The organism is Luteococcus struthionis, from assembly GCF_048595755.1.
Lineage (GTDB): Bacteria > Actinomycetota > Actinomycetes > Propionibacteriales > Propionibacteriaceae > Luteococcus.
Genome location: NZ_CP184360.1, coordinates 2,999,566 through 3,022,388, shown reverse-complemented (window position 1 = coordinate 3,022,388; position 22,823 = coordinate 2,999,566). Strand labels below are relative to the sequence as shown.

At 68.1% G+C, this 22,823-nt stretch carries 22 protein-coding genes and 1 tRNA gene; 13 read left to right on the top strand and 10 right to left on the bottom strand.

All coding sequences use genetic code 11. The features are described from left to right. Nucleotides 1-25: 25 nt before the first annotated feature. Nucleotides 26-589 (top strand): PPA1309 family protein, encoded by a 564-nt coding sequence (locus tag ACOAMO_RS14100; RefSeq protein WP_420175374.1) that lies wholly within the window; start codon nucleotides 26-28, stop codon nucleotides 587-589. 4 nt (nucleotides 590-593) lie between these two features. After that, on the top strand, nucleotides 594-3,509 hold the full coding sequence (locus ACOAMO_RS14095) for a UPF0182 family protein (RefSeq protein ID WP_420175373.1): 2,916 nt from the start codon (nucleotides 594-596) through the stop codon (nucleotides 3,507-3,509). Between the two features lie 18 nt (nucleotides 3,510-3,527). On the opposite strand, the gene ACOAMO_RS14090 is transcribed toward ACOAMO_RS14095, so the two are convergent. From ACOAMO_RS14090 to ACOAMO_RS14070, 5 genes are all read right to left on the bottom strand, one after another. After that, nucleotides 3,528-4,889 carry a M16 family metallopeptidase gene (locus tag ACOAMO_RS14090; RefSeq protein WP_420175372.1) on the bottom strand — a complete coding sequence of 454 codons (1,362 nt, stop codon included), beginning with the start codon at nucleotides 4,887-4,889 and terminating at the stop codon, nucleotides 3,528-3,530. Then, nucleotides 4,886-6,190, bottom strand: a complete 1,305-nt coding sequence (locus ACOAMO_RS14085; protein ID WP_420175371.1) for a M16 family metallopeptidase — start codon at nucleotides 6,188-6,190, stop codon at nucleotides 4,886-4,888. Before ACOAMO_RS14085 ends, ACOAMO_RS14090 begins: the two co-directional genes overlap by 4 nt. A gap of 24 nt (nucleotides 6,191-6,214) precedes the next feature. Then, complete coding sequence (locus ACOAMO_RS14080; protein WP_420175370.1) at nucleotides 6,215-6,709, bottom strand: FBP domain-containing protein; 495 nt, start codon at nucleotides 6,707-6,709, stop codon at nucleotides 6,215-6,217. A gap of 84 nt (nucleotides 6,710-6,793) precedes the next feature. Further along, nucleotides 6,794-6,867, bottom strand: a tRNA-Met gene (locus tag ACOAMO_RS14075). Between the two features lie 81 nt (nucleotides 6,868-6,948). After that, nucleotides 6,949-8,091 (bottom strand): FUSC family protein, encoded by a 1,143-nt coding sequence (locus ACOAMO_RS14070; RefSeq protein ID WP_420175369.1) that lies wholly within the window; start codon nucleotides 8,089-8,091, stop codon nucleotides 6,949-6,951. Between the two features lie 157 nt (nucleotides 8,092-8,248). On the opposite strand from ACOAMO_RS14070, the gene ACOAMO_RS14065 reads away from it, so the two are divergent. From ACOAMO_RS14065 to serA, 6 genes are read left to right on the top strand one after another with little or no spacing between them, the layout of a single operon-like run. Beyond that, a complete protein-coding gene (locus ACOAMO_RS14065; protein ID WP_420175368.1) occupies nucleotides 8,249-9,778 on the top strand; it encodes an ABC transporter substrate-binding protein in 1,530 nt (509 codons plus the stop codon). Beyond that, the gene (locus ACOAMO_RS14060) at nucleotides 9,775-10,749 is read left to right on the top strand and encodes an ABC transporter permease (RefSeq protein ID WP_420177057.1); all 975 of its coding nucleotides are present in this window, start codon (nucleotides 9,775-9,777) and stop codon (nucleotides 10,747-10,749) included. Before ACOAMO_RS14065 ends, ACOAMO_RS14060 begins: the two co-directional genes overlap by 4 nt. Next, nucleotides 10,746-11,564, top strand: a complete 819-nt coding sequence (locus ACOAMO_RS14055) for an ABC transporter permease (RefSeq protein WP_420175367.1) — start codon at nucleotides 10,746-10,748, stop codon at nucleotides 11,562-11,564. The genes ACOAMO_RS14060 and ACOAMO_RS14055 overlap by 4 nt, the downstream gene beginning before the upstream one ends. Next, nucleotides 11,561-12,397: an ABC transporter ATP-binding protein gene (locus tag ACOAMO_RS14050; protein WP_420175366.1), complete on the top strand. Its 837-nt coding sequence runs from the start codon at nucleotides 11,561-11,563 to the stop codon at nucleotides 12,395-12,397. Before ACOAMO_RS14055 ends, ACOAMO_RS14050 begins: the two co-directional genes overlap by 4 nt. Then, nucleotides 12,394-13,188 carry an ABC transporter ATP-binding protein gene (locus ACOAMO_RS14045; RefSeq protein ID WP_420175365.1) on the top strand — a complete coding sequence of 265 codons (795 nt, stop codon included), beginning with the start codon at nucleotides 12,394-12,396 and terminating at the stop codon, nucleotides 13,186-13,188. The genes ACOAMO_RS14050 and ACOAMO_RS14045 overlap by 4 nt, the downstream gene beginning before the upstream one ends. Nucleotides 13,189-13,231: 43 nt before the next feature. Continuing rightward, nucleotides 13,232-14,419 carry a phosphoglycerate dehydrogenase gene (gene serA / locus ACOAMO_RS14040; protein ID WP_420175364.1) on the top strand — a complete coding sequence of 396 codons (1,188 nt, stop codon included), beginning with the start codon at nucleotides 13,232-13,234 and terminating at the stop codon, nucleotides 14,417-14,419. A gap of 106 nt (nucleotides 14,420-14,525) precedes the next feature. Here serA and ACOAMO_RS14035 read toward each other — a convergent pair whose 3' ends face one another. Genes ACOAMO_RS14035 through ACOAMO_RS14020 form a run of 4 tightly spaced genes read right to left on the bottom strand, consistent with a single transcriptional unit; the run spans nucleotide 14,526 to nucleotide 18,358 of the window. Continuing rightward, the gene (locus tag ACOAMO_RS14035; RefSeq protein WP_420175363.1) at nucleotides 14,526-15,332 is read right to left on the bottom strand and encodes an inositol monophosphatase family protein; all 807 of its coding nucleotides are present in this window, start codon (nucleotides 15,330-15,332) and stop codon (nucleotides 14,526-14,528) included. A gap of 29 nt (nucleotides 15,333-15,361) precedes the next feature. After that, on the bottom strand, nucleotides 15,362-16,384 hold the full coding sequence (gene rsgA / locus ACOAMO_RS14030) for a ribosome small subunit-dependent GTPase A (RefSeq protein WP_420175362.1): 1,023 nt from the start codon (nucleotides 16,382-16,384) through the stop codon (nucleotides 15,362-15,364). Continuing rightward, nucleotides 16,381-17,706: a 3-phosphoshikimate 1-carboxyvinyltransferase gene (aroA, locus tag ACOAMO_RS14025; RefSeq protein ID WP_420175361.1), complete on the bottom strand. Its 1,326-nt coding sequence runs from the start codon at nucleotides 17,704-17,706 to the stop codon at nucleotides 16,381-16,383. Before aroA ends, rsgA begins: the two co-directional genes overlap by 4 nt. 22 nt (nucleotides 17,707-17,728) lie before the next feature. Next, nucleotides 17,729-18,358 carry a DoxX family membrane protein gene (locus ACOAMO_RS14020; protein ID WP_420175360.1) on the bottom strand — a complete coding sequence of 210 codons (630 nt, stop codon included), beginning with the start codon at nucleotides 18,356-18,358 and terminating at the stop codon, nucleotides 17,729-17,731. Nucleotides 18,359-18,458: 100 nt separating this feature from the next. On the opposite strand from ACOAMO_RS14020, the gene ACOAMO_RS14015 reads away from it, so the two are divergent. The 4 genes from ACOAMO_RS14015 to rsrA all read left to right on the top strand — a co-directional run bounded on the left by ACOAMO_RS14015 (nucleotide 18,459) and on the right by rsrA (nucleotide 21,002). Beyond that, entirely contained in the window at nucleotides 18,459-19,247 is a 789-nt protein-coding gene (locus tag ACOAMO_RS14015) for an SOS response-associated peptidase (protein WP_420175359.1), read from the top strand. Beyond that, nucleotides 19,244-19,933 (top strand): alpha/beta family hydrolase, encoded by a 690-nt coding sequence (locus ACOAMO_RS14010; protein WP_420175358.1) that lies wholly within the window; start codon nucleotides 19,244-19,246, stop codon nucleotides 19,931-19,933. The genes ACOAMO_RS14015 and ACOAMO_RS14010 overlap by 4 nt, the downstream gene beginning before the upstream one ends. A gap of 120 nt (nucleotides 19,934-20,053) precedes the next feature. Beyond that, entirely contained in the window at nucleotides 20,054-20,737 is a 684-nt protein-coding gene (locus tag ACOAMO_RS14005; RefSeq protein ID WP_420175357.1) for a sigma-70 family RNA polymerase sigma factor, read from the top strand. After that, nucleotides 20,730-21,002: a mycothiol system anti-sigma-R factor gene (gene rsrA, locus ACOAMO_RS14000; RefSeq protein WP_420175356.1), complete on the top strand. Its 273-nt coding sequence runs from the start codon at nucleotides 20,730-20,732 to the stop codon at nucleotides 21,000-21,002. The genes ACOAMO_RS14005 and rsrA overlap by 8 nt, the downstream gene beginning before the upstream one ends. A gap of 71 nt (nucleotides 21,003-21,073) precedes the next feature. Here the strand turns inward: rsrA and ACOAMO_RS13995 are convergent, their stop codons facing one another. Continuing rightward, nucleotides 21,074-21,148 (bottom strand): 50S ribosomal protein bL37, encoded by a 75-nt coding sequence (locus ACOAMO_RS13995; protein WP_420177056.1) that lies wholly within the window; start codon nucleotides 21,146-21,148, stop codon nucleotides 21,074-21,076. 148 nt (nucleotides 21,149-21,296) lie between these two features. On the opposite strand from ACOAMO_RS13995, the gene ACOAMO_RS13990 reads away from it, so the two are divergent. After that, a complete protein-coding gene (locus ACOAMO_RS13990; RefSeq protein ID WP_420175355.1) occupies nucleotides 21,297-22,757 on the top strand; it encodes a sensor histidine kinase in 1,461 nt (486 codons plus the stop codon). The last annotated feature ends 66 nt before the right edge of the window (nucleotides 22,758-22,823 follow it).

Sequence of the window (22,823 nt, the reverse complement as noted above, 5' to 3'; positions counted from 1 at the left end):
AGCCACAGATGACAGACACGACCCCATGGAGCACACCAGCATGAGCGACGACCACACTCCCCAGCAGGAGCAGATGCCTGCCTCCGACCTGCCCGAGGCCCTGGTGGCCGCGCTGGTGGAGATCGAGCAGTACGTGGGTGCCTCCGGTTGGGACCAGCCCGCCCGCCTGTTCGCGCTGGTGCGCACCGCAGACCTGGTGCAGGCCGAACCCCATCTGGCCGAGCAGCTCACGGTGACCAGCGACGATGCCCTCAGCTCGATCGAGCAGGAGGACTTCCGCGACGGTGGTGACCTGTTGGAGACCCTGGCCGGCATTCGGTGGTCGCCGAGCGTGCATGGCTGTGCGATGAGCCTTGAGCGCACCTTCCTGCCTGCCGGGCTGGAGGACCAGATCCCGTCCGATCCCGAGGAGGCCAACCGCTTCGTGGCCAACCATCCGCAGCACCAGGAGATCCGGGTGGTGGTGGGAGCGCTGCGTGACGGCAGCACCCATGGCCTGGCCCGCTTGGTGGACCAGCCCGACGAGCTGCTGGGCGGCCATGACCTCGTGCCTGCACTCTCGCAGGCCCTGGCGCAGACCCTGAGGTGAGACGATGAGCAGCGCACACCCCGCCGGGCGCCGACGCCCTTCCCCCCGACCCCGACCACTGCGTCAGCAGGATGACCAGGGGCCCATGCTGGCCGTCATGATCGGTCTGGCAGGCCTGCTGGTCGCCGTCGGTCTGGCGTCGCGACTGTGGACCGACTGGTTGTGGTTCAAGCAGCTGGGAGTGGCGGCGGTCTTTCGCACGCGCTTGGGGACCGGTGTGCTGCTGTTCGTCGTCTTCGGGGGCCTCACCGCCGCCGTGGTGGGCCTCAACCTGTGGCTGGCGCACCGGATGCGGCCCCGCACGCGCCCGCAGAACCTGCCGCTGGCCACCGCCACCCGGTCCTTGATCGAGACCCGGCACCGGCTGGCGATCGCGCTGCTGGCCGGCGTCTTCGGACTGCTCAGCGGCCTGACCGGCTTCGTGCAGCGCGACGTCTTCCTGGCCTGGCGTCACGCGACACCCTTCGGCACCACCGAGCCGTGGTTCCACAAGGACGTCTCCTTCTACGTCTTCGACTACCCCTGGTGGCGGGTGGTGCTCTCGCAGGCCTACTGGATGCTGGGCGTCAGCCTCTTCCTGGTCTTCATGACGCACCTTGCGCTGGGTGCCCTGCAGTCCTTCAACGTCACCACCACCCCCACGGGGCAGAGCATCGTGACGCGACAGCCCTCGCGGCTCAGCGGGCCTGCCCAGGCGCAGATGTCGGTCCTGGCGGGCCTGCTGCTGGTGCTGTACGCCATCGACTGCTGGCTGGACCGCTACGGCTACGCGGTCTCCAACAACTGGTTGTTCACCGGCATCGGCCACGCCGACCTGAACTCCCGGGTGGTGGCCAAGAATGTCGTGGCGCTGATCGCGCTGCTGTGCGCCGTGCTCTTCTTCGTCAACGCCAAGCTGCGCCGCTGGAACATCCCGGTGCTCGCCTTGGTGTTGATGTTGGTCAGCAGCCTGCTGGTCTCGGGCATCTACCCGGCCGTGGTCCAGCGCTTCGACGTGCAGCCCAAGGGCCCCGCCCGGGAACGGCCCTTCATCGCACAGAACATCGCGGCGACCCGTGCCGCCTACGGCTTGAGCGATGTCGAGATCACCGAGGACTATGACGTCACCACCACGGTCTCGGCAGGCCAGCTGAAGCAGGACGCCGAGGCGCTGCCCGGCATCCGCCTGATCGACCCCTCCCTGATCGGGCCCACCTTCGAGCAGTTGCAGCAGGTGCGCGGCTACTACTCCTTCCCCAAGGTGCTGGACGTGGACCGCTACACCATCGACGGCGAGTTCACCGACGCGGTGGTCGCGGCCCGCGAGATCAACCAGGACGAGATCCCCGACCGCAACTGGACCAACCTGCACACCGTCTACACCCACGGCTTTGGCATGGTGGCCGCCTACGGCAACCGCCGACAGGCCAATGGCGAGCCCGAGTGGATCGCCCGTGACATTCCCACCCAGGGCAAGCTGGGGGAGACCCAGTCGCGCATCTACTTCGGGGAGCGCACCAACACCTATGCCGTGGTGGGCGCCCCCGAGGGTGCCGAGCCGGTGGAGCTGGACACCCCCGGTGGCGGCAAGGAGGGCGCCGTCGAGACCCGCAACACCTACGACGGCAAGGGCGGTGTCGGCATCGGCAATCCGCTGATCCGTGCCCTGTACGCGATCCGCTTCGGCGACGTGAACCTGTTGCTGTCCACCGGCCGCGTCAACGAGGCCTCCCGCATCCTCTACGACCGCACCCCGCGTGAGCGGCTGCAGAAGGTCGCCCCGTGGCTGACACCCGACTCGGATGCCTACCCCGCGGTGGTCGACGGGCGAGTGGTGTGGATCGTCGACGCCTACACCACCTCGAGCATGTACCCCAACTCCAACCGGGTGGAGCTGCGCCAGGCCACCAGCGACTCGCAGACCAGCGTGCAGCAACAGTCGCGCCCGGTGAACTACCTGCGCAACTCGGTCAAGGCCGTGATCGATGCCGGCGACGGTGACGTGACGCTGTACGCGTGGGACGAGGCCGATCCGATGCTGCGCACCTGGCAGAAGGTCTACCCCGGCCAGGTCAAGCCCCGCAAGGCGATTCCGGCCGACCTGCTGGACCACATGCGCTACCCCTCCGACCTGTTCAAGGTGCAGCGCGAGGTCCTGGCGCGCTACCACGCCACCAACCCCGACACCTGGTTCCAGCAGTCGGACCTGTGGGAGGTGCCCAATGATCCGGTTGCCGAGGGCAAGGAGGCACCGAACTACCTGTCGATCAAGTGGCCCGGGGACAAGGCGCCGGTCTTCAGCCAGACCTCGGTGCTGGTGCCGCGAGGCCGCGAGAACCTGGGCGCCTACATGGCGGTCAATGCCGATGCCGCCAGCCCGGACTACGGGCAGATGCGCGTGCTGAAGCTCAGCGACAGCAAACAGGTCGCCGGCCCCGGCCAGACCTTCAACGCGATGAACACCGACGAGACGGTGGCCTCCAAACTGCGCCCCTACCTGATGCAGGGCTCTGCCCAGGCCCATTTCGGAAACCTGCTGACCATCCCGGTGGGCGGCGGGCTGCTCTACGTCTCACCGGTCTACACCCAGCAGAGCACCACCAGCGGCGGCTATCTGGTGCTGCGCTTCGTCGTGGTGCGCTTCGGTGAGCACATCGGCATCGGTTCCACCCTGCAGGAGGCGCTGGACAGCGTCTTCAAGGGCGATGCGGGCGCTTCCACTGGTGAGAAGGCCGAGGCGGGCGACGAGAAGAAGCCCGATCCCGCGCAGCCTGCCGAACCGGCGCAAGGTCAGGCGGCGGCCCAGAAGCTGCTGGCGGAGGCCGCATCGGCCTTCGAAGCGGCCGACGCCGCCTTGAAGAAGGGCGACCTGGGCACCTACCAGAAGCAGATGCAGGCGGCCAAGGAGAAGGTGAAGGCGGCCGACGCGGCGCTGAAGTAGGCCGCGTCGGCCGGCCGGTCAAACGTCGAGCACGTGCACCTGGAAGCCGGCTGCCTCCAGCGGTGCGGTGAGCCGCTCGGCATCTCCCACCAGCACCACATGCCTGTTCTCGGGCCGCACCACGCGGCGATAGGCGGCAGAAGCGACGGTGGGCGTCACCTCGGCGATCCGCCGGAAGTGCAGGTCCACGAATTCGGGCCCCCAGCCAGCAGCAGCCAGGGTGGCTGCCTGGCTGGCGATCGCACCTGCCGTGTCGTAGCGCAAGGGGGCGATGCCCACGATCTGGTTCACGGCGTCGGCGACCTCCTCGCTGGTGAACTCCTCGTCGAGGTTCATCACCCGCAGCGTCTCGGTGAGCGCCTCGACGCTCACCTCGGTGCGCACACTGGTGGACATGGCCCAGGTCCCGCCGTGACGGGCGGGGGCGACGCTGAAGTGGGCGCCGTAGGTGAAGCCCTTCTCCTCGCGCAGCAGCGTGTTGAGTCGGCTGCCGAAGCTGCCTCCCATGGCGTTGGCAGCCACCTGCAGCCCGGCAAAGTCTGGACTGGTCCGGTCCACTCCCACACCGCTGACCCGGATCTCGGTCTGCACGGCTCCCGGCAGGTCCACCAGGTGCACCACGCGACGCCCGTCCTGCTCCACGGGCAGGTGTCGTGGCAGGGGGACCGCATGGGGTGCAGGTCCCTCACCGGCCTCCCACGCACCGAAGTGCTCGTCGACCCAGGCGTCGACGTGCTCACCCAGGTCACCGGCCAGGATCAGCGTCGCCCCGCCTGGGCGCCAATGGCGGCCGTGGAAGGCACGCACCTGCTCGGTGGTGATCTTCTTCACCGTGTCGGACTGGCCACCCGGGGGACGGGCATCGCGGGCCTGCGGGTCGAAGAGCACCTGGCGCACGGCCAGCGCGGCCAGCGCCGGGGGTGAGACGCGGTTCTGCTCCAGCTCGGCCAGGCGCAGCGCAATGTGCCGTTCGACGTCGCTCTGGTCATAGGACGGGCCCTGCACGATCTCGGCGAGCAGGGGCAACCCCTGCTCCAGACGAGTGCCCGGTACGTCCAGCGAGCAGATGGTGGCGCTGGCGCTGGCACCGCCGTCGTAGGCGGCACCCACCGATTCCAGGGCATCCACCAGCTCGTCACCGGGATGGTTGGCCGTGCCCTCGTCGCTGGTGCGTAGGGCGATGGTGGCGATGCCTTCCACCTGGCGCGGTTCCAGGCCCAGGGGCACGTCCAGCACCAGGGTGGCGGTGACCACATGTTGCCCGGGAATCGGGAAGGTCCAGACCTCCAGTCCATTGGGAAGGGTGCGCTTCTGGGGCTGCGGGAAGCTCCAGGGCGCGGCGGGCTTGATCTGCGGACGGGGGAGCTGCTGGTGGTTCATGCCTGGTCCTCGCTGATGGTGCTCTCGTCGCTGCCCTGCTGGTAGTGCAGTGCGCTTCGCTGGTCGGGATGGAGCCAGGTGCGCGCGGCCCGCTGCACGTCCTGCGGGGTGATGGCGCGCATCAGCTCTAGTTGGGTGTTGATGCGGTTGGGGTCGCCGTAGAGGGTGGCGAAGGCACCCAGCTGGTCGGCCCGGCTGTCCACCTGGGCCAGCTCACCGAACCACTCCCGCTCGAAGGAGGCGTTGGCGCGGTCGAGTTCGGCCTCGTCGATGCCCTCGTCCAGCAGCCTGTGGAGCTGCTCGACGATGCTGCTCTCCAACTCGTCCAGGTCATGGCCCTGGCGGGCTCGCGAGGAGACCAGGGCCAGCGAGGTCCCTCGGCTCAGCGCCAGCTGGGAGGCGCTGATGCCCTCGGCCATCTCCTCCTGGCGCACCAGCACCTTCTGCAGGCGGCTTGCGGGTCCACCTCCCAGCACGGCGAGTGCCTGCTCCACGGCAAGGTGGTCGGGGTGGTCGATCGGCGGCGTGCGCCAGCCCAGGTGCAGGGCCGATCGGGGCACGTCGCGCACCACGTCGAGCCGCGGCACGCCGCTGTGCTGGGGCAGGGGAGCAGTCTGCGGGTGCTCGGGCGTCGGCAGGGCAGGGAGGGTCCCGAAGTACTGCTCGGCCAGTGCGAGCCCTTCGTCTGCACTCACCGCACCGGCCAGGGTGAGCACCAGGTTGGACGCGCGGTACCAGGTGTCGAAGAAGTCGCGCACGTCACCCAGGCTGGCGGCGTCCAGGTCATCCATCGATCCGATGGTGGCGTGGCCGTAGGGATGGTCCTCTGGGAAGTTGAGGGCCAGCAGCAGCATCAGCTGGTCGCCATAGGGCACGTTGTCGTAGCGCTGGCGCTTCTCCTCCTTGACCACTTCGCGCTGGTTGTCCAGGTTCTCCTGGCTGACGTCCAGGCTCTCCAGCCGGTCACGCTCCAGCCACAGGGCAAGGTCCACTGCGCCGCGCGGCACCGTCTCGAAGTAGTTCGTCCGGTCGAAGCTGGTGGTGGCGTTCACCTGTCCACCGACCGCCTGCAGTGCCGAGAGGTGCTCACCACTGTTCACCTGTGCCGAGCCCTGGAACATCAGGTGCTCGAACAGGTGCGCAAAGCCGCTGCGGCCGCTCACCTCATCGGCCGAACCCACGTGGTACCACAGGTTCACCGCGACGGCAGGGGAACTCGGATCAGGGTTGACCACCACCCGCAGGCCATTGGGCAGGGTGTGTTCGACGATCTCGTAGTGCAGCGTCAGTGCTTGTGACATGCCTCCCAGCGTGCCACAGGTGGTTCAGAGTCCGTCGACCACGCGTGCTACGAAACGCTCGAGGTTGCCCTGCAGACGCCAGATGCGTGCGTCGAGCTCGAGGGTTTCCTGGGGCTGCACCCGGCGGGGCTGCTTCAACTTGCGGGCGTACAGCGAGCACGCCAGGTCTGCGCACATTGCGGCGCCCACGGTGTTGCCCTCGCGGCCACGGGTGCCAGCGCGCTTGGCGCCCATCATCGCCACGTCGGCGCTGGGGTGGAAGGTGTGGCACAGCGAACACATGCCCTGCTTGTTCGAGGCGAGCCGTTCGGTCGCCTTGAGCGCGATGGCGATGGGCTCCTCCCCGCGCCACAGGGCGATGCCCCCGACGGCGGAGGATCGGGGGTCACGCCAGCCCAGGAAGTCGAGGTTGGCCCAGTCGGCGCTCTCCAAGGAGTTCGGCAGGTTCATGCGCTTGGCCTCACCCTTGGTGCAGTTCACGAAGGAGGCGCGGATCTGGTCCTGGCTGAGGGGCTGCATGGATGTCCGTTCTGGAATGGCGTCGGAAAAGCACTGTGCCGCTGACCAGACCCTGAAGTCTTGTCAGCGGCACAGTGCGCTTTGTAGCGGGGACAGGATTTGAACCTGTGACCTCTGGGTTATGAGCCCAGCGAGCTACCGAGCTGCTCCACCCCGCGTCGGTGAGACCTACATTACACGCCGGCCAACGAAAGGCAAAATCGAGGGCACTGCAGTCCCTCTGGGGAGCAGCGCGGGGCCTACTCCACGTCGGGAATCCGGGTGCGCGCCTCGCCATAGTCCAGGCCGGTGAGCTCCATCAGGTCCACCAGCATCGAACGAGCCTGGGCCAGCACGACGATGCCCGACATCGAACCGCGCACTCCGATCCCGGCGGTCAGCTGGGCCACGTTCTCGATCCGGGGACGGGCCCGGACGGGCAGCCGTCGTGCGGCCAGTTCGCTGGCGCAGAAGTCGACGACGTCGGCCACGTCGTCCAGGAAGTCCAGGTATTCGGCCGGCACCCCTTCACCGCGCCAGGTGGCGATGGCTGCTCGGCGCGCCAACACGCGCAGGTTGCGTGCAAGTCGGTCGAGGGGTGCCACCAGCTCGGCGATGGCCTGGACATGGTGCCGCTCGGAACGCAGGAAGGGGGAGTAGCGGGTCACCGCGACGCCTTCGGCCGCAGCATCGGCCAACTGCTGCAGTTGGCGTTCGGTGTTGCGGGCACTCTGCAGCACCTTCTCGGCTCGATTCTGGTCCTGGGTGCTGAGTGCCAGCCGTGCTTCGCGCAGGGCACGCGCGCACTGCTCCAGCACTGCCGCCGCCTTGCGACGCGGCTTCTGCACCGGGCTGGTGGGCGCCACCAGGGCAAAGACCAGGGCGAGGGCACATCCCAGCAGCGCATCCTGCCAGCGGCTGAAGCCCTGGCCCGGGGCTGGCATCAAGGTCATCACGGTGGCCGCCTGGATGCCCGACTGGTTGATCATGAGCGGCTTGGCGTTGAACCAGGTGGCGATGGACATGGCGACGAAGCACACCAGGGCGATCTGCCACGGACCCGTGCCGAAGAGCATCACGAACAGGTCACCGATGAAGACACCGATGAAGACGCCGAAGGTGACCTCGAGCACGCGGTGGGTTCGCTGGCCAAAACTGAAACCCAGGCACAGGATGGCCGCCACCGACGCGAAGAAGGGCATGTCGTGCCCGAGCACCTTTTGCCCGAGGAACCACGCGGTGCCCGCGGCCAGCGCCATCTGGGTGATCATGAACAAGCGCGCACGCCACCGCTCGAGACGCCGCTGCTGTTCGGCCAAGCCGTAGCGAGCGGCCTGTTCCGAGAGGTCGAAAGCGCGCAGGGCCATGTCGTGCAAGGGATTGCGACGCGAAGGCTCGTCCACGGTGCACTCCTTTCCACGATGCTCGTGCCAGACCTGCCGGGGGAGCTGAATCCCGAGGACCAGTGGATGAACGGTGTCGGGTGCTCTCAGCGGTAGAGTTTGCCCGAGCCATGGCAAGGGTGCAGGTGCCGTGCCGAGACAGTTCAGGAGAACTTGGATGGGAACTTTCAGGATGGGCATGCGACAGGTCATCGCCTGCTGTGCTGCCATCGCGCTGACAGTGACGGCTGGCTGCACCAGCAAGTCGGAGGAGCAGGCCACCGCGCAGGCGCGCAACCTGGTGATCGGGGCCACCGCGCAACCGCAGTCGATGGACCCCACCACTCAGAGTGGCGCAGCGATCCCACAGGCCCTGCTGTACAACCTGTACGAGACGCTGGTGAAGATCGACGGGGAAGGCCAGATCAAGCCCCTGCTGGCCCAGAAGTGGACCACCTCGCCCGACCGGCTCACTTACACCTTCGACCTGCAGCCCAAGGCGAAGTTCTCCAGCGGCGACCCCGTCGACGCCGAGGCCGTGGTGGCCAACATCGAGCGGATCCAAACCCAGAAGAACGTGCTGCCCACGCTGAAGAAGCAGATGGCCGTGGTGGCCCAGGCCACCGCCACCGACGCCACCACGGTGACGGTGAAGCTGAAGCGTCCCTCGCAGGCATGGCTCTATGACATGGCCTCCGCGACCGGGGCGATCGCCGATCCCAAGTCCTTCAGCACGCTGGCCAGCACGCCAGTGGGTTCCGGCCCCTTCTCCTTCGACGAGTGGAAGCAGGGCGAATCGGTGGCCCTCAAGCGCAACGAGCATTACTGGGGAACCCCGGCCCGCTTCGACCACGTGCGTTTCCGCTACTTTGCCGACGCCAACTCGATGAGCTCGGCGATGCTCTCGGGTGACTTGGACATCATCAGCGACCTGACCGCTCCCGAGGCGCTGGAGCAGTTCCAGGATCCCTCGCGCTTCTCCGTGGTGGAGGGAACCTCCAATGGTGAGGTCGTGCTGGGCATGAACCAGGGCAAGGGCGGAAATCCTGCGCTCAAGAACGTCAAGGTGCGCCAGGCCATCGTCCACGCCATCGACCGCAAGGCGCTGCTCGATTCGGTGTGGGGTGGCAAGGGCACCCTGATCGGCTCCATGGTGCCGCCCACCGACCCCTGGTACGAGGACCTCTACGCCAGCCAGCCCTATGACCAGGCCAAGGCGAAGAAGCTGTTGAAGGAGGCCGGCGTCACCAATCTGAAGCTCCGGCTGCGCGTGCCGACGCTGCCCTACGGCCCGTCCTCGGCGCAGTTCATCACCAGTCAGCTGAAGGCCGTCGGGATCACCGTGACCGTGGAGGAGTTGGACTGGGCTCGTTGGCTCAAGGAGGTGCACGACGGCGGCAACTACGACATGACCATCGTCAGCCACGTCGAGCCGCGTGACATCGTGAAGTTCGCCGATCCCACCTACTACTGGCACTACGACAATCCCGCCTTCACCAAGCTGGTGGAGCGCGCGGATGCCAGCACCGAGGCAGAACAGGTGGCCCTGATGAAGCAGGCTGCCAAGACCCTGTCGACCGATGCCGCGGCGAACTTCCTGTGGCTCTTCCCGCGCATCGCCGTGACCAAGGCCGACATCACCGGTATGCCCGCCAATGCGACCAGTGCGAGTTTCGACGTGACGACGTTGGCCTCGCGCAACGGCTGATCCCCTTGAGCCGTCCACGTCTGCTCCTCGGCAGGCTCGCCACCTTCGTGGCGAGCCTGCTGTTGGCATCGGTGATCATCTTCCTGCTGGTGAACCTGCTGCCGGGCGACGTGGCGACCGCGATCCTGGGCGACCAGGCCGACGCCGAGTCGCTGGCGGTGCTGCGCGCCGAGCTCGGGCTGGACCGTCCATTGGCCGTGCGCTACCTGGAATGGCTGGGCGACATGATCACCGGTGATTTCGGGACCAGCGTGCGTACTGGGCAGAGCGTGATGGCCCTGATCGCTCCCAAACTGGGCGTCACCCTGTGGCTGGTGGGCCTGGGCATGGTGCTGGCCATCGGTGTGGCGCTCCCGGTGGGCATGTTCGCGGCGCTGAAGCGACGCAAGCTGAGCGGCGTCGTCGTCTCGGCGCTGAGTCAGCTCGGCATGGCCGTGCCTGCCTTCCTGGCCGGAATCCTGCTGGTGGTCGTCTTCGCGGTGGAACTGCGCTGGCTGCCCGCCAACGGCTACGTCCCCTTCAGCAGTGATCCGGTGCGCTGGGCCAGGCACCTTGTGCTGCCGGTGCTCTCCCTGGCCCTGGTGCAGGCCTCGGTGCTGACCCGCTATGTGCGCAGCGCCTTCATCGAGGTCCTGGGGGAGGACTGGTTCCGCACCGCCCGGTCGGTGGGCTGGACCACCCGTGCGGCGATGGTGCGCCATGGCGTGCGCAATGCCGCCCTCAGCGTGGTGACGGTGCTGGGCCTGCAGCTGGCCACCTTGTTCGTCGGCGCGATCGTCGTGGAGAGCGTCTTTGCCCTGCCAGGTCTGGGGCGCCTGCTGCTGGACGCGGTGCAGCAGCGCGAGCTGGTGCTGGTGCAGGCGATCGTGATGATCTTGGTGGCCTTGGTACTGGTGATCAACGCGGTGGTTGATCTGTCCTACCTGGCGATCGACCCGCGCCTGCGCACCACCTCGGAGGAGGAGCTGTGAGGGCCCGACTGTCGCTGTGGCTCGGGGCCGTGCTGGTGGGAGCCCTGGTGCTGACCGCACTGGTCTCGCTGGTGTGGACCCCCTTCGACCCCACGCTGGTGGATCCGTCGCGGCGGATGCAGTCGCCGGGATGGCCCCACCTGTTGGGAACCGACTCGATGGGCATCGACGTGCTCAGCAGGATCATGGCCGGGGCGCAGATCTGCCTGTTCGTCGGCATCGTCGCGGTCTCCATCGCGGCGCTGGTGGGCGTGCCGCTGGGCATGCTGGCCGGGATGAAGAAGGGGCGCGTGGGTCGGGTGGTGATGCGCATCACCGACGTGCTCTACGCCTTCCCGGCCTTGCTGCTGGCCATCCTGCTGGCCGCCGCCGTGGGGGGTTCCACCCTCACCGGAATGGTGGCGATCGGTGTGGCCGCCATCCCGGTCTTCACGCGCATCACCCGCGCGGCCTGCCTCCAGGTGATGAGCCAGGACTATGTGCTGGCAGCCCGCAGCTGCGGCACCACCTGGCCGACGATCGCACGTCGCCACGTGTGGCCCAACATCGCACCGCTGGTGGGGGTGCAGGCCTCGGTCAGCTTCGCCATGGCGATCCTCGCCGAGGCGGCGCTGAGCTATCTGGGGCTGGCCACCACGATCACCACGCCGTCGTGGGGGCGGATGCTCTACGAGGCGCAGAGCAAGCAGCTGTTCAGCCACCCCGAGCAGGTGATCTGGCCCGGTCTGGCCATCGCGCTGGCGGTGCTGGGATTCAACCTGCTGGGTGACGGGCTGCGAGAACTGCTCGATCCACGATTGCGGGAGGTGCAGTGAGCGCGCTGGTGGAGGTGCGAGACCTCAACGTGTCCTTCGGACGACGCCGGGTGCCCGCGGTCAGGGACCTGTCCTTCGACCTCGAGGAGGGGCAACGGCTGGGGCTGATCGGCGAATCCGGCTCCGGCAAGAGTGTCACGGCCCTGGCCATGATGGGGCTGCTGCCCGACAACGCGCACGTCAGCGGCAGCGTCACGGTGGGCGGACGGCAGATCGTGGGGGCGGGCGACCGTGAACTCTCCTCCCTGCGGGGCGACGTGATGAGCATGGTCTTCCAGGAACCGATGACGGCCCTGGACCCCACCATGACCTGTGGCCGCCAGGTGGCCGAGGTGCTTCGGCTGCACCAGGGCGCGGCCCCCGGCGCGGCACGCCAGGCCGTGGTGGACATGCTCGAACGCGTGGGGCTGCCCCGGCCCGCCCGCATCGCCGACGCCTATCCCCACGAACTCTCGGGCGGTCAGCGGCAGCGCGTCATGATGGCGATGGCACTGGTCAACTCTCCCGACCTGGTGATCTGCGACGAGCCGACCACGGCGCTGGACGTCACCGTGCAGGCAAAGGTGCTGCACGTCCTGGACGAGCAGCTCGACGCGGCGGGGGCCGCTTGCCTGTTCATCTCGCACGACCTGGCGGTGGTGAGCCAGGTCTGCGACGAGGTGATGGTGATGTGGCAGGGACGCGTGGTGGAGCGCGGCACGATCGCGCAGGTGCTGGGCGATCCGCAGCACGGCTACACCCGGGGACTGGTGGCCACCGCGCGCCTCGACCTGGCCGAGCCCGGCTCGCATCTGCCCGTGGTGGAGGACTTCTGGAGCGGGGAGGAGACATGAGCGACCACCCGCTGTACCGTCTGCGGGGCCTCGGACGTACCTACGGCCGCGGGGCTGGCGCGGTGCGTGCCGTGCACGACGTCGACCTGGACGTGGTGCCCGGTGACCGATTGGGCATCGTGGGGGAGTCCGGCTCGGGCAAGTCGACCCTGATTCGCATGATGGCCGCACTGGATCGTCCCACCGCCGGCACCATCGAGTTCCGCGGCCGCCAGATCCAGCAGCTTCCCGAACGGCAGCTGGGAGACCTGCGCGCCAGCGTGCAGATGGTCTTCCAGGATCCGCGCAGCTCACTGAACCCGCGGATGAAGGTCAGTGACATCATCACCGAGCCGCTGCGCAGCCCACTGTTGCGCCAACGCGACGACGTCCCGATGGACCGCGAGCGTCGGCTGCGCGAGGTGATGGAGCAGGTGGGCCTGCCTCCCGCCATGGCCCACCGCTACCCACACGAATTCTCCGGCGGCCAACGCCAGCGGATCGCGATCGCCAGGGCGCTGGCGCCCAAGCCCGACGTGCTGGTGGCCGACGAGCCGGTCAGTGCCCTGGACGTCTCGGTGCGTGCCCACGTGTTGAACCTGCTGCGTGAGCTGGTGGACGAATACGCGCTGACGATGGTCTTCGTCTCCCACGACCTGATGGTGGTGCGCCACGTGTGTGACCGGGTGCTGGTGATGCGTCAGGGCGAGGTGGTCGAGGCGGGACCGATCGAACGGGTCTACTCCTCGCCGGAGCACGACTACACCCGTGAACTCCTCGCCGCCGTGCCGCGCATCCGCGTGGGCAGGTGAGACATGTGGGGCACTGACTGCACCACGGCCTAGAATCTGCGGGGTGAAGGCACTTCTGCTCGAGAACATCCATTCTGAAGCCACCCGCATCCTGACCGAGGCAGGAATCGAGGTCGAGACCCGTCCGGGAGCCCTGGGCGAGGACGAACTGATCGAGGCGATGCAGGGCGTGAGCCTGCTCGGCATCCGCTCCGCCACCCAGCTCACCGAGAAGGTGATCCAGGCCAGCCCGCAGTTGCTGGCGGCCGGATGCTTCTGCATCGGCACCAACCAGGTGAACCTGGGCGCCGCCTCCGAGGCCGGTGTCCCGGTCTTCAACGCCCCCTACAGCAACACTCGTTCCGTGGTCGAGCTGGCGATCGGTGAGATCATCGCGCTGGCGCGTCGCCTGCCCGAGAAGAACCAGATGATGCACGAGGGCGTCTGGAACAAGTCGGCCAATGGTTCCCATGAGGTGCGGGGACGCACGCTGGGCATCGTCGGCTACGGCAACATCGGTTCCCAGCTCAGCGTGCTGGCCGAGAGCCTGGGCATGAAGGTGATCTTCTATGACATCGCCGACAAGCTGGCCCTGGGCAATGCCCGTCGTTGTGAGAGCTTCGACGAGCTGCTGGCCGAGGCCGATCTGGTGACCCTGCACGTGGACGGGCGCGAGTCGAACCGCAACTTCTTCGGCGAAGCCGAGTTCGCCAAGATGAAGCCCCGGGCCATGTTCCTCAACCTCTCCCGCGGTCACGTCTACGACGTCGACGCGCTGGTGCGCAATCTGGAGAGCGGCCACCTGGCCGGTGCCGGCCTCGACGTCTTCCCCTCCGAGCCGAAGGCGGCCGGCCTGCCCTTCGAGTCGCCCCTGCGCAGGGTGCCCAATGTCATCCTCACCCCGCACGTCGGTGGCTCCACCAAGGAGGCACAGGTGGACATCGGCCGTTTCGTCGCGGGCAAGTTCGTCGACTACGTGAGCAATGGTGGGACGCAGATGAGCGTCAACATGCCGCAGATCGTCGCCCAGCCCTTCGAGGGCACCCGGGTGCTGCACATGCACCACAACGTGCCCGGCGTGATGGCGCGCATCAACCAGGTGCTGGCCCAGCACAACGGCAACATCACCTCGCAGATGCTGTCGACCCGCGGCTCGGTCGGTTACGCCGTGATCGACGTGACCGGCTCGCACCCCAACCTGGAGCACGAGCTGGGAGCCCTGGAGGAGACGATCCGCTGCCGTGTGATCTGATCGCAGCGCATGTGTGATGCCCCGCGGCCCATCCGGGCTGCGGGGCATCGTGTTCTCTCGTGCTGTTCCTCCCGGGGGTGCTGTCTCTCCCGGGCGCCGCGCCGGCTCAGGCCTGATCGGGACGCAGGGCGTGCACCGCCGCGTCATGCAACAGGCCATTGGTGGCGATGGCTCCGGGGCCGTTGACACCATCCTGGCCGTCGAGGTTGGTGAAGCGTCCCCCGGCCTCGCGCACGATGACATCGAGCGCGGCCATGTCATGCAGGGCCAGTTCGGGTTCGCTGGCCACGTCCACGGCTCCCTCGGCCACCAGCATGTAGCTCCAGAAGTCCCCGTAGGCCCGGGTGCGCCAGCTCTCGCGCAGCAGGTTGACGAAGTTCTGGCCGCGGCCAGAGGTCATCCACCCGTCGATCGAGGAGTAGCTGAACGAGGCGTCGGAGAGCGCGCCTACGTCGGAGACCCGGATCTGCTCGCCCTTGAGCAGCGTCTTGCCGGCCCAAGCCCCATCGCCCTTGCTGGCCCACCAGCGTCGGCCCAGCGCGGGGGCACTGACCACGGAGGCCACCACCTCGTCGTTGACCATCAGGGCGATCAGGCTCGCCCACACGGGAACGCCGCGCACATAGTTCTTGGTGCCGTCGATCGGGTCGATCACCCAACGCCGGGGGCCCCACCCAGTGTCCTTGCCCTCCTCGCCGTGTACGGCATCGCGCGGGCGTGCCTTGGTGAGGGTGGCGCGGATCGCCTCCTCGGTGGCGACGTCGGCATCGGATACCGGCGTCATGTCCGGCTTGGTGTCGATCCTCAGGTCGCCCGAACGGAACCGGCTCATAGTGATGGAGTCGGCATTGTCGGCCAGCAGGTGCGCCAGCCGCAGGTCATCGGTGTAGTTCTCGCGATTCAGGGGGGCCATGCAGGCCACACTAGCGCCTGCCGCCCCGCTCACAGCTCCCAGTCCCGCAGGCGCCCCGCCTGCCACATCCGGCGGTAGCTGTCCAGACGCTCCGGCGCCAGGTCGCCGCGCTCGACGGCGGCGTCCAGACCGCACTCGGGGTCATTGCTGCCGTGCTGGCACCCGCGCGGGCACTGGTGGGTGAACTGGGCCAGGTCTCCGAAGGCGGCCAGCACCGATTCGGGGGTCACGTGGGAGAGCCCGAAACTACGGACCCCAGGGGTGTCGATCACCCAGCCGGACTCGTTCGGCAACTGCAGCGCAATGGCGCTGGTGGACGTGTGCCGTCCCCGCCCGGTGACGTCGTTGACCACACCCGTGGAGCGATTCACACCGGGGATCAGCGCATTGACCAGGGTGGACTTGCCGACGCCGGAGTGGCCGACGAAGACGGTGATGTTGTCGGCGAGCAGCTCGTGCACCTGGGAGAGGTCGGCATCGGGCTGGGTGACCACCACGGGCACGTCCAGGGGCGTGTAGGCGGCGCGCAGCTCGTCGGGGCTGGCCAGATCGGCCTTGGTCAGGCACAGGATCGGGTCCACCCCTGCGTCGTAGGCGGCCACCATGATGCGGTCGATCATGCCCATCCGCGGTGGCGGGTCGGCCAGCGCGGTGACGATCATGATCTGGGTGGCATTGGCCACGATGGGGCGCTCGAAGGGATCGGTGTCATCGGCGGTGCGTCGCAGCACCGTGCTGCGCGGCTCCACCTCGACGATGCGGGCCAGGGTGCCCTCGTCGCCGCTGACGTCACCGTCCAGGCGCACCATGTCGCCGACGATGGCGCCCTTGCGCCCCAGCTGGCGAGCCTTGGTGGCCGTCACCATCACCCCGTCGAGCTGGCAGCGGTAGCGGCCCCGGTCGATGGTGATCACGCGTGCCACAGGCAGCTGGGAGTAGTCGGGCCGGTCCTTGGTGCGCGGTCGGCTGCGCTTGCTCGGTCGGTCGAAACTCTCCAGGTCATCGGAACGCAGGTTGCGTCCCATCGCTCCGCGTATCGCGCGCGGCGTCATCCTCGTGCCTCCAGCATCGTGGTCCACATCTGGTCGAAATGGTTGATGGTCTTGCTGGTGCACTGCACGTCGTCGACGCTGCACCCGGGCACCAGCAGCCCGATCAGGACGGCGGTGTGCACCAGTCGGTGGTCGGCGTAGCTGAGCAGCTGGGCGGCGTGCAGTCCGTCGGCGGCCAGTCCGCAGCCCTCGATGCGCAGGCCGTCCGGGGTCTGCTGCACGCGGCCCCCCACGCGGCCGAGCTCGGCCTCCAGTGCCTCCAGCCGGTTGGTCTCGTGGCCACGAATGTGGGCCACCCCGCGGATCACGCTGGTGCCCTCGGCGAACAGGGCCAAGGCGGCCACCACGGGGGTGAGTTCACTGGCCTCGTGCAGGTCGACGTCGACGGCCTTGAGCACCCCGGTGCCCGTGACGGTCAGTTCGGAGTCCACCAGCTCGGTGCGCGCGCCCATCTGTTGCAGGATCCGCCGAATGTGGTCCCCACCCTGGGTGGTCTCCTCGGGCCATCCGGGCACGGTGGTGCTGCTTCCGGTCAGGGCGGCGGCGGCCAGGAAGACCGCGGCGCTGGTCAGGTCGGGTTCGATGCGTTGGTCGAGTGCCAGCACCGGGCCGGGCAGCACCTGCCAGTGGTCGGCCTCGGTCTCGGTCACCTGGACGCCCCGCTCGCGCAGCATGTGCACGGTCATGTCGATGTGGGGGCGGCTGGGGATGGTGGCGCCGTCGGGGGAGTGGTGGCGCAGGAGCAGTCCGTTCGGGAAGCGCGAACCGCTGAGCAGCAGCCCGGAGACGAACTGGCTGGACCCGCTGGCGTCGATGGTCACCTCGCGGCCGTCCAGCCGCTCCGGCCCGGTCACGGTGCAGGGGATCGCGTCACCGTCGACGCTGGCGCCCAGCATGCGCAGGCCGTGCAGCACCGGTGCCAGCGGCCGCTGGCTGGCGACGGGGTCACCGACGAAGCGCGTGGTGCCGTGGGCCAGGGCGGCCAGGGGTGGGACGAAGCGCATCACCGTGCCCGCCAGCCCACAGTCGATGGGCTCTGGGGCGGGCGTGAACCGCTGTGGGGGAGTGACCCGCAGCGCGCTGCCCGTCTGCTCGATCCGCACACCCAGCCCCTGCAGGGCGTCGCGCATCAGCACCGTGTCGCGGGCCTCCAGCGCTCCGGTGATGGTGCTGGGGCCATCGGCCAGGCCGGCCAGCAGCAGGGCCCGGTTGGTCTCGGACTTGGAACCGGGCACTTCCACCCGGGCACGGAACGGCCCTGGCGCGACGGGTGTCGGCCAGGGCTCGTTCGCGGTGGTCGTCGGCGTCAGATCAGTGCTCACGCGTCGATTCTTGCAGCTCGTGTCACTTGAGGAGCGACTCGAGCTGGTTGCTGAGCTGGTCCACCTGCTTCTTGCCCTGCTTCTCGTACTTCTTGGCCTGCTTCTTGAGCTGCTTGCCATTGGTCTGGCCGGTCAGCTGCTTGGCCTGCTTCTCGAGCTGCTTCTTCTCCTTGGCGGCAGCCTTGCTGATCGCCTGGGCCTGCTTGTTCGCGCGGTAGGACAGCGAGGGCTTGCCCTGGGTGTCCTGGCTGGCGATCAGCGCGGCACCCAGCAGGGCCACATTGCGCAGCATGGTCGAGCGGGCGGCGGTGCGCTGCTCGGCCGAGGCGCCCTTGGCGGGGCGCGAGGCGAGCACGTGCGGCACCATCGAGGCGCTCAGCAGGCCGGCCGAGAGGCGACGCCCCAGACCGGTGGCCAGACCCAGACCGCCCAGCACCTGTGCCACACCGGTGGCACGCACGAGGGTCTTGGTCTCCTCAGGCACGTAGTTGGCGACGCTCGGCGGGGCCACCTGCTGCACCAGCGGCACCACCTTGCGCGCGATCGGCTCGGCGTCGGCGACCAGCGGTTCCGGCTTGGTCGCGGCCTTCGCGCCGTTGACAACGAAGAAACTGGCGAGCATGGTACGCCCGGCTGCACGAGTGAGATTCATGGTTCCTTCCTACCGGAGCGGCGGGGTGCCCAACAAGGCTTTGCGCACTGGGCGAACACGTCATGGCACGCCGTCGTGGCTGCGGCGTTACGGTGGGCGCATGTGTGGACGCTATGCCGCTGCGGCCAGCCAGGCGATGCTGGTGGAGACCTTCGAGGTGGACGAGGTGGTCGAGCTCGAGACGCTGCCGCCGCTGGCTCCGCGCTACAACATCGCTCCCACCGACCCGGTGCCGGCGATCGTCGAGCGTGCCCGTCGCGACTGCGACGAGGTGACGCGCAAGCTGGTCCGGCCCCGCTGGGGGCTGGTACCCAGCTGGGCGAAGGACCGCTCCCGGGCCTCGTCGTTGATCAATGCCCGCAGCGAGACGGTGGCCACCAAACCCTCCTTCCGCAAGGCCTTTGCCACCCGCCGCTGCCTGCTGCCGGCCGACGGTTACTACGAGTGGTACACCCAGCCCAAGCTGCAGGGGGCCGGCGGCAAGCCGATCAAACAGCCCTTCTGGATCCATCCCCTGCCCCGTGCGGGGGAGCCGCCGCTGATGGTCATGGCCGGCATCTACGAGTTCTGGCGCGATCCGGATCTTCCCGCCGACCATCCGGAGGCCTGGCTGACCACGTGCGCGGTTATCACCACCCGCGCCAGTGACCAACTCGGGCACATCCACGACCGGATGCCGATGCAGGTCCGGCGCGCCGACTGGGAACACTGGCTTGATCCCGGCCTGACGGATCCTTTGGCCGCCCACGACTTGCTCCATTCACCCGCCCCCGAGGAGATGACCGCCTGGGCCGTCTCCACTGCCGTCGGCAATGTTCGCAATGACGGTCCGGAGCTGCTGGAACCGCTCCCGGACGAGCCGTCGCCGGGGCAGGAGAGCCTGCTGTGACCGGCCCGAGCGTGGACAACCGGGGTGTGGGCGACCCGATTCGGTGGCTGGATGCCGAGACCCCGCAGGGTCCGGGCCGCTTCCGCATCACCGAGGCCGCTGCGCCGCGGGCCCTCGTGGTGCTGGGCCACGGCGCAGGGGGCGGGGTGGAGGCACCAGACCTGCAGGCCCTGGCCGAACGATTGCCCGCCGCCGGGCTGAGCGTGGCGCTGTTCGAACAGCCCTGGCGCACTGCCGGTCGACGTGTCGCCGTCGCCCCACCCCGGCTGGACGAGGCCGCCGTGGCGGCCATCGCGCAGCTGCGGGGCGAGTTCGAGGGCCTGCCGCTGGTGTTGGGTGGGCGCTCGGCAGGCGCACGGGTGGCCTGCCGGACCGGTCAGGTACTGGAGGCCTCTCACATCGTGTGCCTCGCCTTTCCCCTGCACCCACCGGGCAAGCCGGAGAAGTCGCGCCGGGACGAACTGCTGGGCACCCGGGTGCCCACCCTGGTGGTCCAGGGCAGCCGTGACCCCTTCGGCAACGAGCAGGAGATGGTCGAGGAATTGGCCCACGCCGAGCGTCACCGTATGCACCTCGTCGAGGGGGCTCGGCATGACCTGCTCCTGCCGCGTGCCCGGGCCAACCGACAGCAACAGGAGTGGGAAGGGATGGCGCAGGCGGTGATCGAGTTCGTGGGCAAGGGCTGAGGCCGCCGGAATATCCGGGGGCGCAGGGGCGTTCCAGTCACCGTGATGAAGCTCCTCGAACGTCCCGCGCCCGGGCCCGTCATCCCGATGAGGTCACACGATTCGGTACTGTCATACGTGATGACTCTTCCAGGTGCCACCCATGACGAGCTGGACGCCAACGGCGGCCAGCGAGCCGACGCGTCCGTCGACGAGCTTGAAGCCGCCTTCGCGGACGAGGAGACCGACGAGCAGCGAGCCGCTCGCTTCGAGCGCGACGCAATGGTCTACCTCGACCAGCTCTACGGCGCTGCCCTGCGCATGACACGCAACCCCGCCGATGCGGAGGACGTGGTGCAGGAGACCTATGCCAAGGCCTTCAGTTCCTTCCACCAGTTCAAGCCGGGAACCAACCTCAAGGCCTGGCTCTACCGGATCCTCACCAACACCTACATCAACAGTTATCGCAAGGCGCAGCGGCAGCCCCAGACCACCGGCGGGGCCGAGGTCGAGGACTGGCAGCTGGCCCAGGCCGAGTCGCACACCTCCACGGGCTTGCGTTCGGCCGAGATGGAGGCGCTCGACCGGATCCCCGACGGGGCGGTCCTGGAGGCGCTCAACTCCTTGGCTCCTGACTTCCGTACGGCCGTCCTGCTGGCCGACGTGGAAGGTTTCGCGTACAAGGAGATCGCCGAGATCATGGGCACGCCGATCGGCACCGTGATGTCGCGCCTCAACCGTGGCCGCAAGCAGCTGCGTGACAAGCTGGCCGACCACGCCGCGGAGCAGGGGATCGGCAAGGCCAAGGGAGGCTCCGATGACTGACTCTCTGGACCATGCTCAGGATCCCGAGGACGCCTGTACCCGCGCCTTGGGTCAGGTGCAGGCCTTCCTGCACGGCGAACTGGACGAACACGACTCCGACCTGATCCGGCTCCACCTTGATGCGTGCGAGAAGTGTCTGGAGAACTTCGACATCGAGCAGGCGATCAGCGCCCTGGTGCGGCGTTGCTGCCCGCCGACCACCGCCAGCAGTGAGCTGCGGATGCGGATCGTCAAGATGTCGATCACCATGCACGAGCAGCAGTGAGTGGGCAATTGCCCGCATGACGAAGCAACCCCCGGCCTGGGCCGGGGGTTGCGCTCTGTCATGGTGCGGAATCAGGCGTTGGGACGCTTGCCGTGATTCGCGCCATTGTTCTTGCGAGAGCGACGCTTGCGTCCACGCTTGCTCATGACGACTCCTCATCCATCTGGTCTGGTCTCTGAACGGCACCCACGGTGCCGCACCCCGGCAGCACCGGGCACGAGACACGATTATTCCATCCGTTGTACCTGCCGCACCAAATCGGCACGCGTGCGGGTGGCTGGCTAGGGTGTCACCATGCTGTCGATGTCGCAGGTCGTGAAGGAACACACCACTCTGACCACGCAGGAGCGGGCCTGGTTGAGCGGGCTGGTCAACGAGTGGCACCTGCTGGCCGACGTCAGTTTCAGCGACCTCATCCTGTGGGTGCCCGATGCCGACGACAACATCTTCTGGGCGGCGGCCCAGGTTCGGCCCAAGACCGGCCCGACGGCACTTGAGGACGACGTGGTGGGCGATGACATCTCCTACGATCCAGAGCACCTGGTGACCTCGGCCTATCTCGCCCAGGAGATCTGTGAGACCAGCGACAACAAGCTCAGCGCGGGCATCCCGGTGGACGTGCTGGCCATCCCGGTGATGCGAGAGGGACGTTGCATCGCGGTGGTCGAACGCCACACCAACCAGATGGGGGTCAGGGCGCCAGGTGCCTTGGAGGACACCTACCTGGAGGTGGCCGAGATCCTGGCGGAGATGCTGCACCATGCCGCCTTCCCGATCGAGCCGCCCAGTGACCAGACCTTCAGCCCGAAGGTGGGGGACGGCCTGATGCTGCTGTCCCCGCTGGGCACCATCAACTTCGCCAGTCCCAATGCCGTGTCCGTCTACCGCCGGCTGGGCCATGACGGTGACGTGGACGGTGAGCACTTCCGCAGCCTGACGCAGTCCCTGGTGGAGGGACTGCAGGACATCGGTCAGGAGATCGGCACCGACCTGGCTGCTCGCCGGGTGCTGGAGCATGAGGTCTCCAACGCGCGGGCCAGCGTGCGGCTGCGCATCATCCCCTTGGTCTCCAAGGGTGACAATGTGGGAACCCTGGTGCTGTGCCGCGACATCACCGTGCTGAGACTGCAGGAGCGCCAGCTGGTCACCAAGGACGCCACCATCCGAGAGATCCATCACCGGGTGAAGAACAATCTGCAGACCGTCGCGGCCCTGCTGCGTCTGCAGTCACGACGGATCCACTCCGACGAGGCCAAGGGTGCCCTGCGTGATGCGATGAGCCGCGTCTCGGCGATCGCCGTGGTCCACGAGATCCTGTCGCAGGCCTTCGACGAGGAAGTGGTCTTTGACGATGTGGCCGACCGGATCCTGCGGATGGTGGGGGATGTCTCCGCGTCGTCGGGCAAGGTCGTGGGCCGCCGTGACGGGAGCTTCGGCATGATCCCCGCCAGCGCCGCCACCTCGCTGGCCCTGGTGGTCACCGAATTGTGCCAGAACGCCATTGAGCACGGCCTGGACTCCTCATCGGGTGAGGTGATGGTCCGGCCGGAGCACCGCGAGACCGAGCTGGTGGTGGACGTGCTGGACGCCGGCAGGGGGCTGCCCGACGGCTTCGACATCGATGAGAGCAACAGCCTCGGCCTGTCGATCGTGCGCACCCTGTTGCAGGACATGGGTGGTTCCTTCGAACTCTCGAACCGCCCCGACGCGCAGGGGGCAAGAGCACGGGTCAGGGTTCCGATGACCGCCCTGTGACGGGGGCGTGACCGACAACATGACGACAGCCGCCCGGATCACCGGGCGGCTGTCGTCATTGATCAG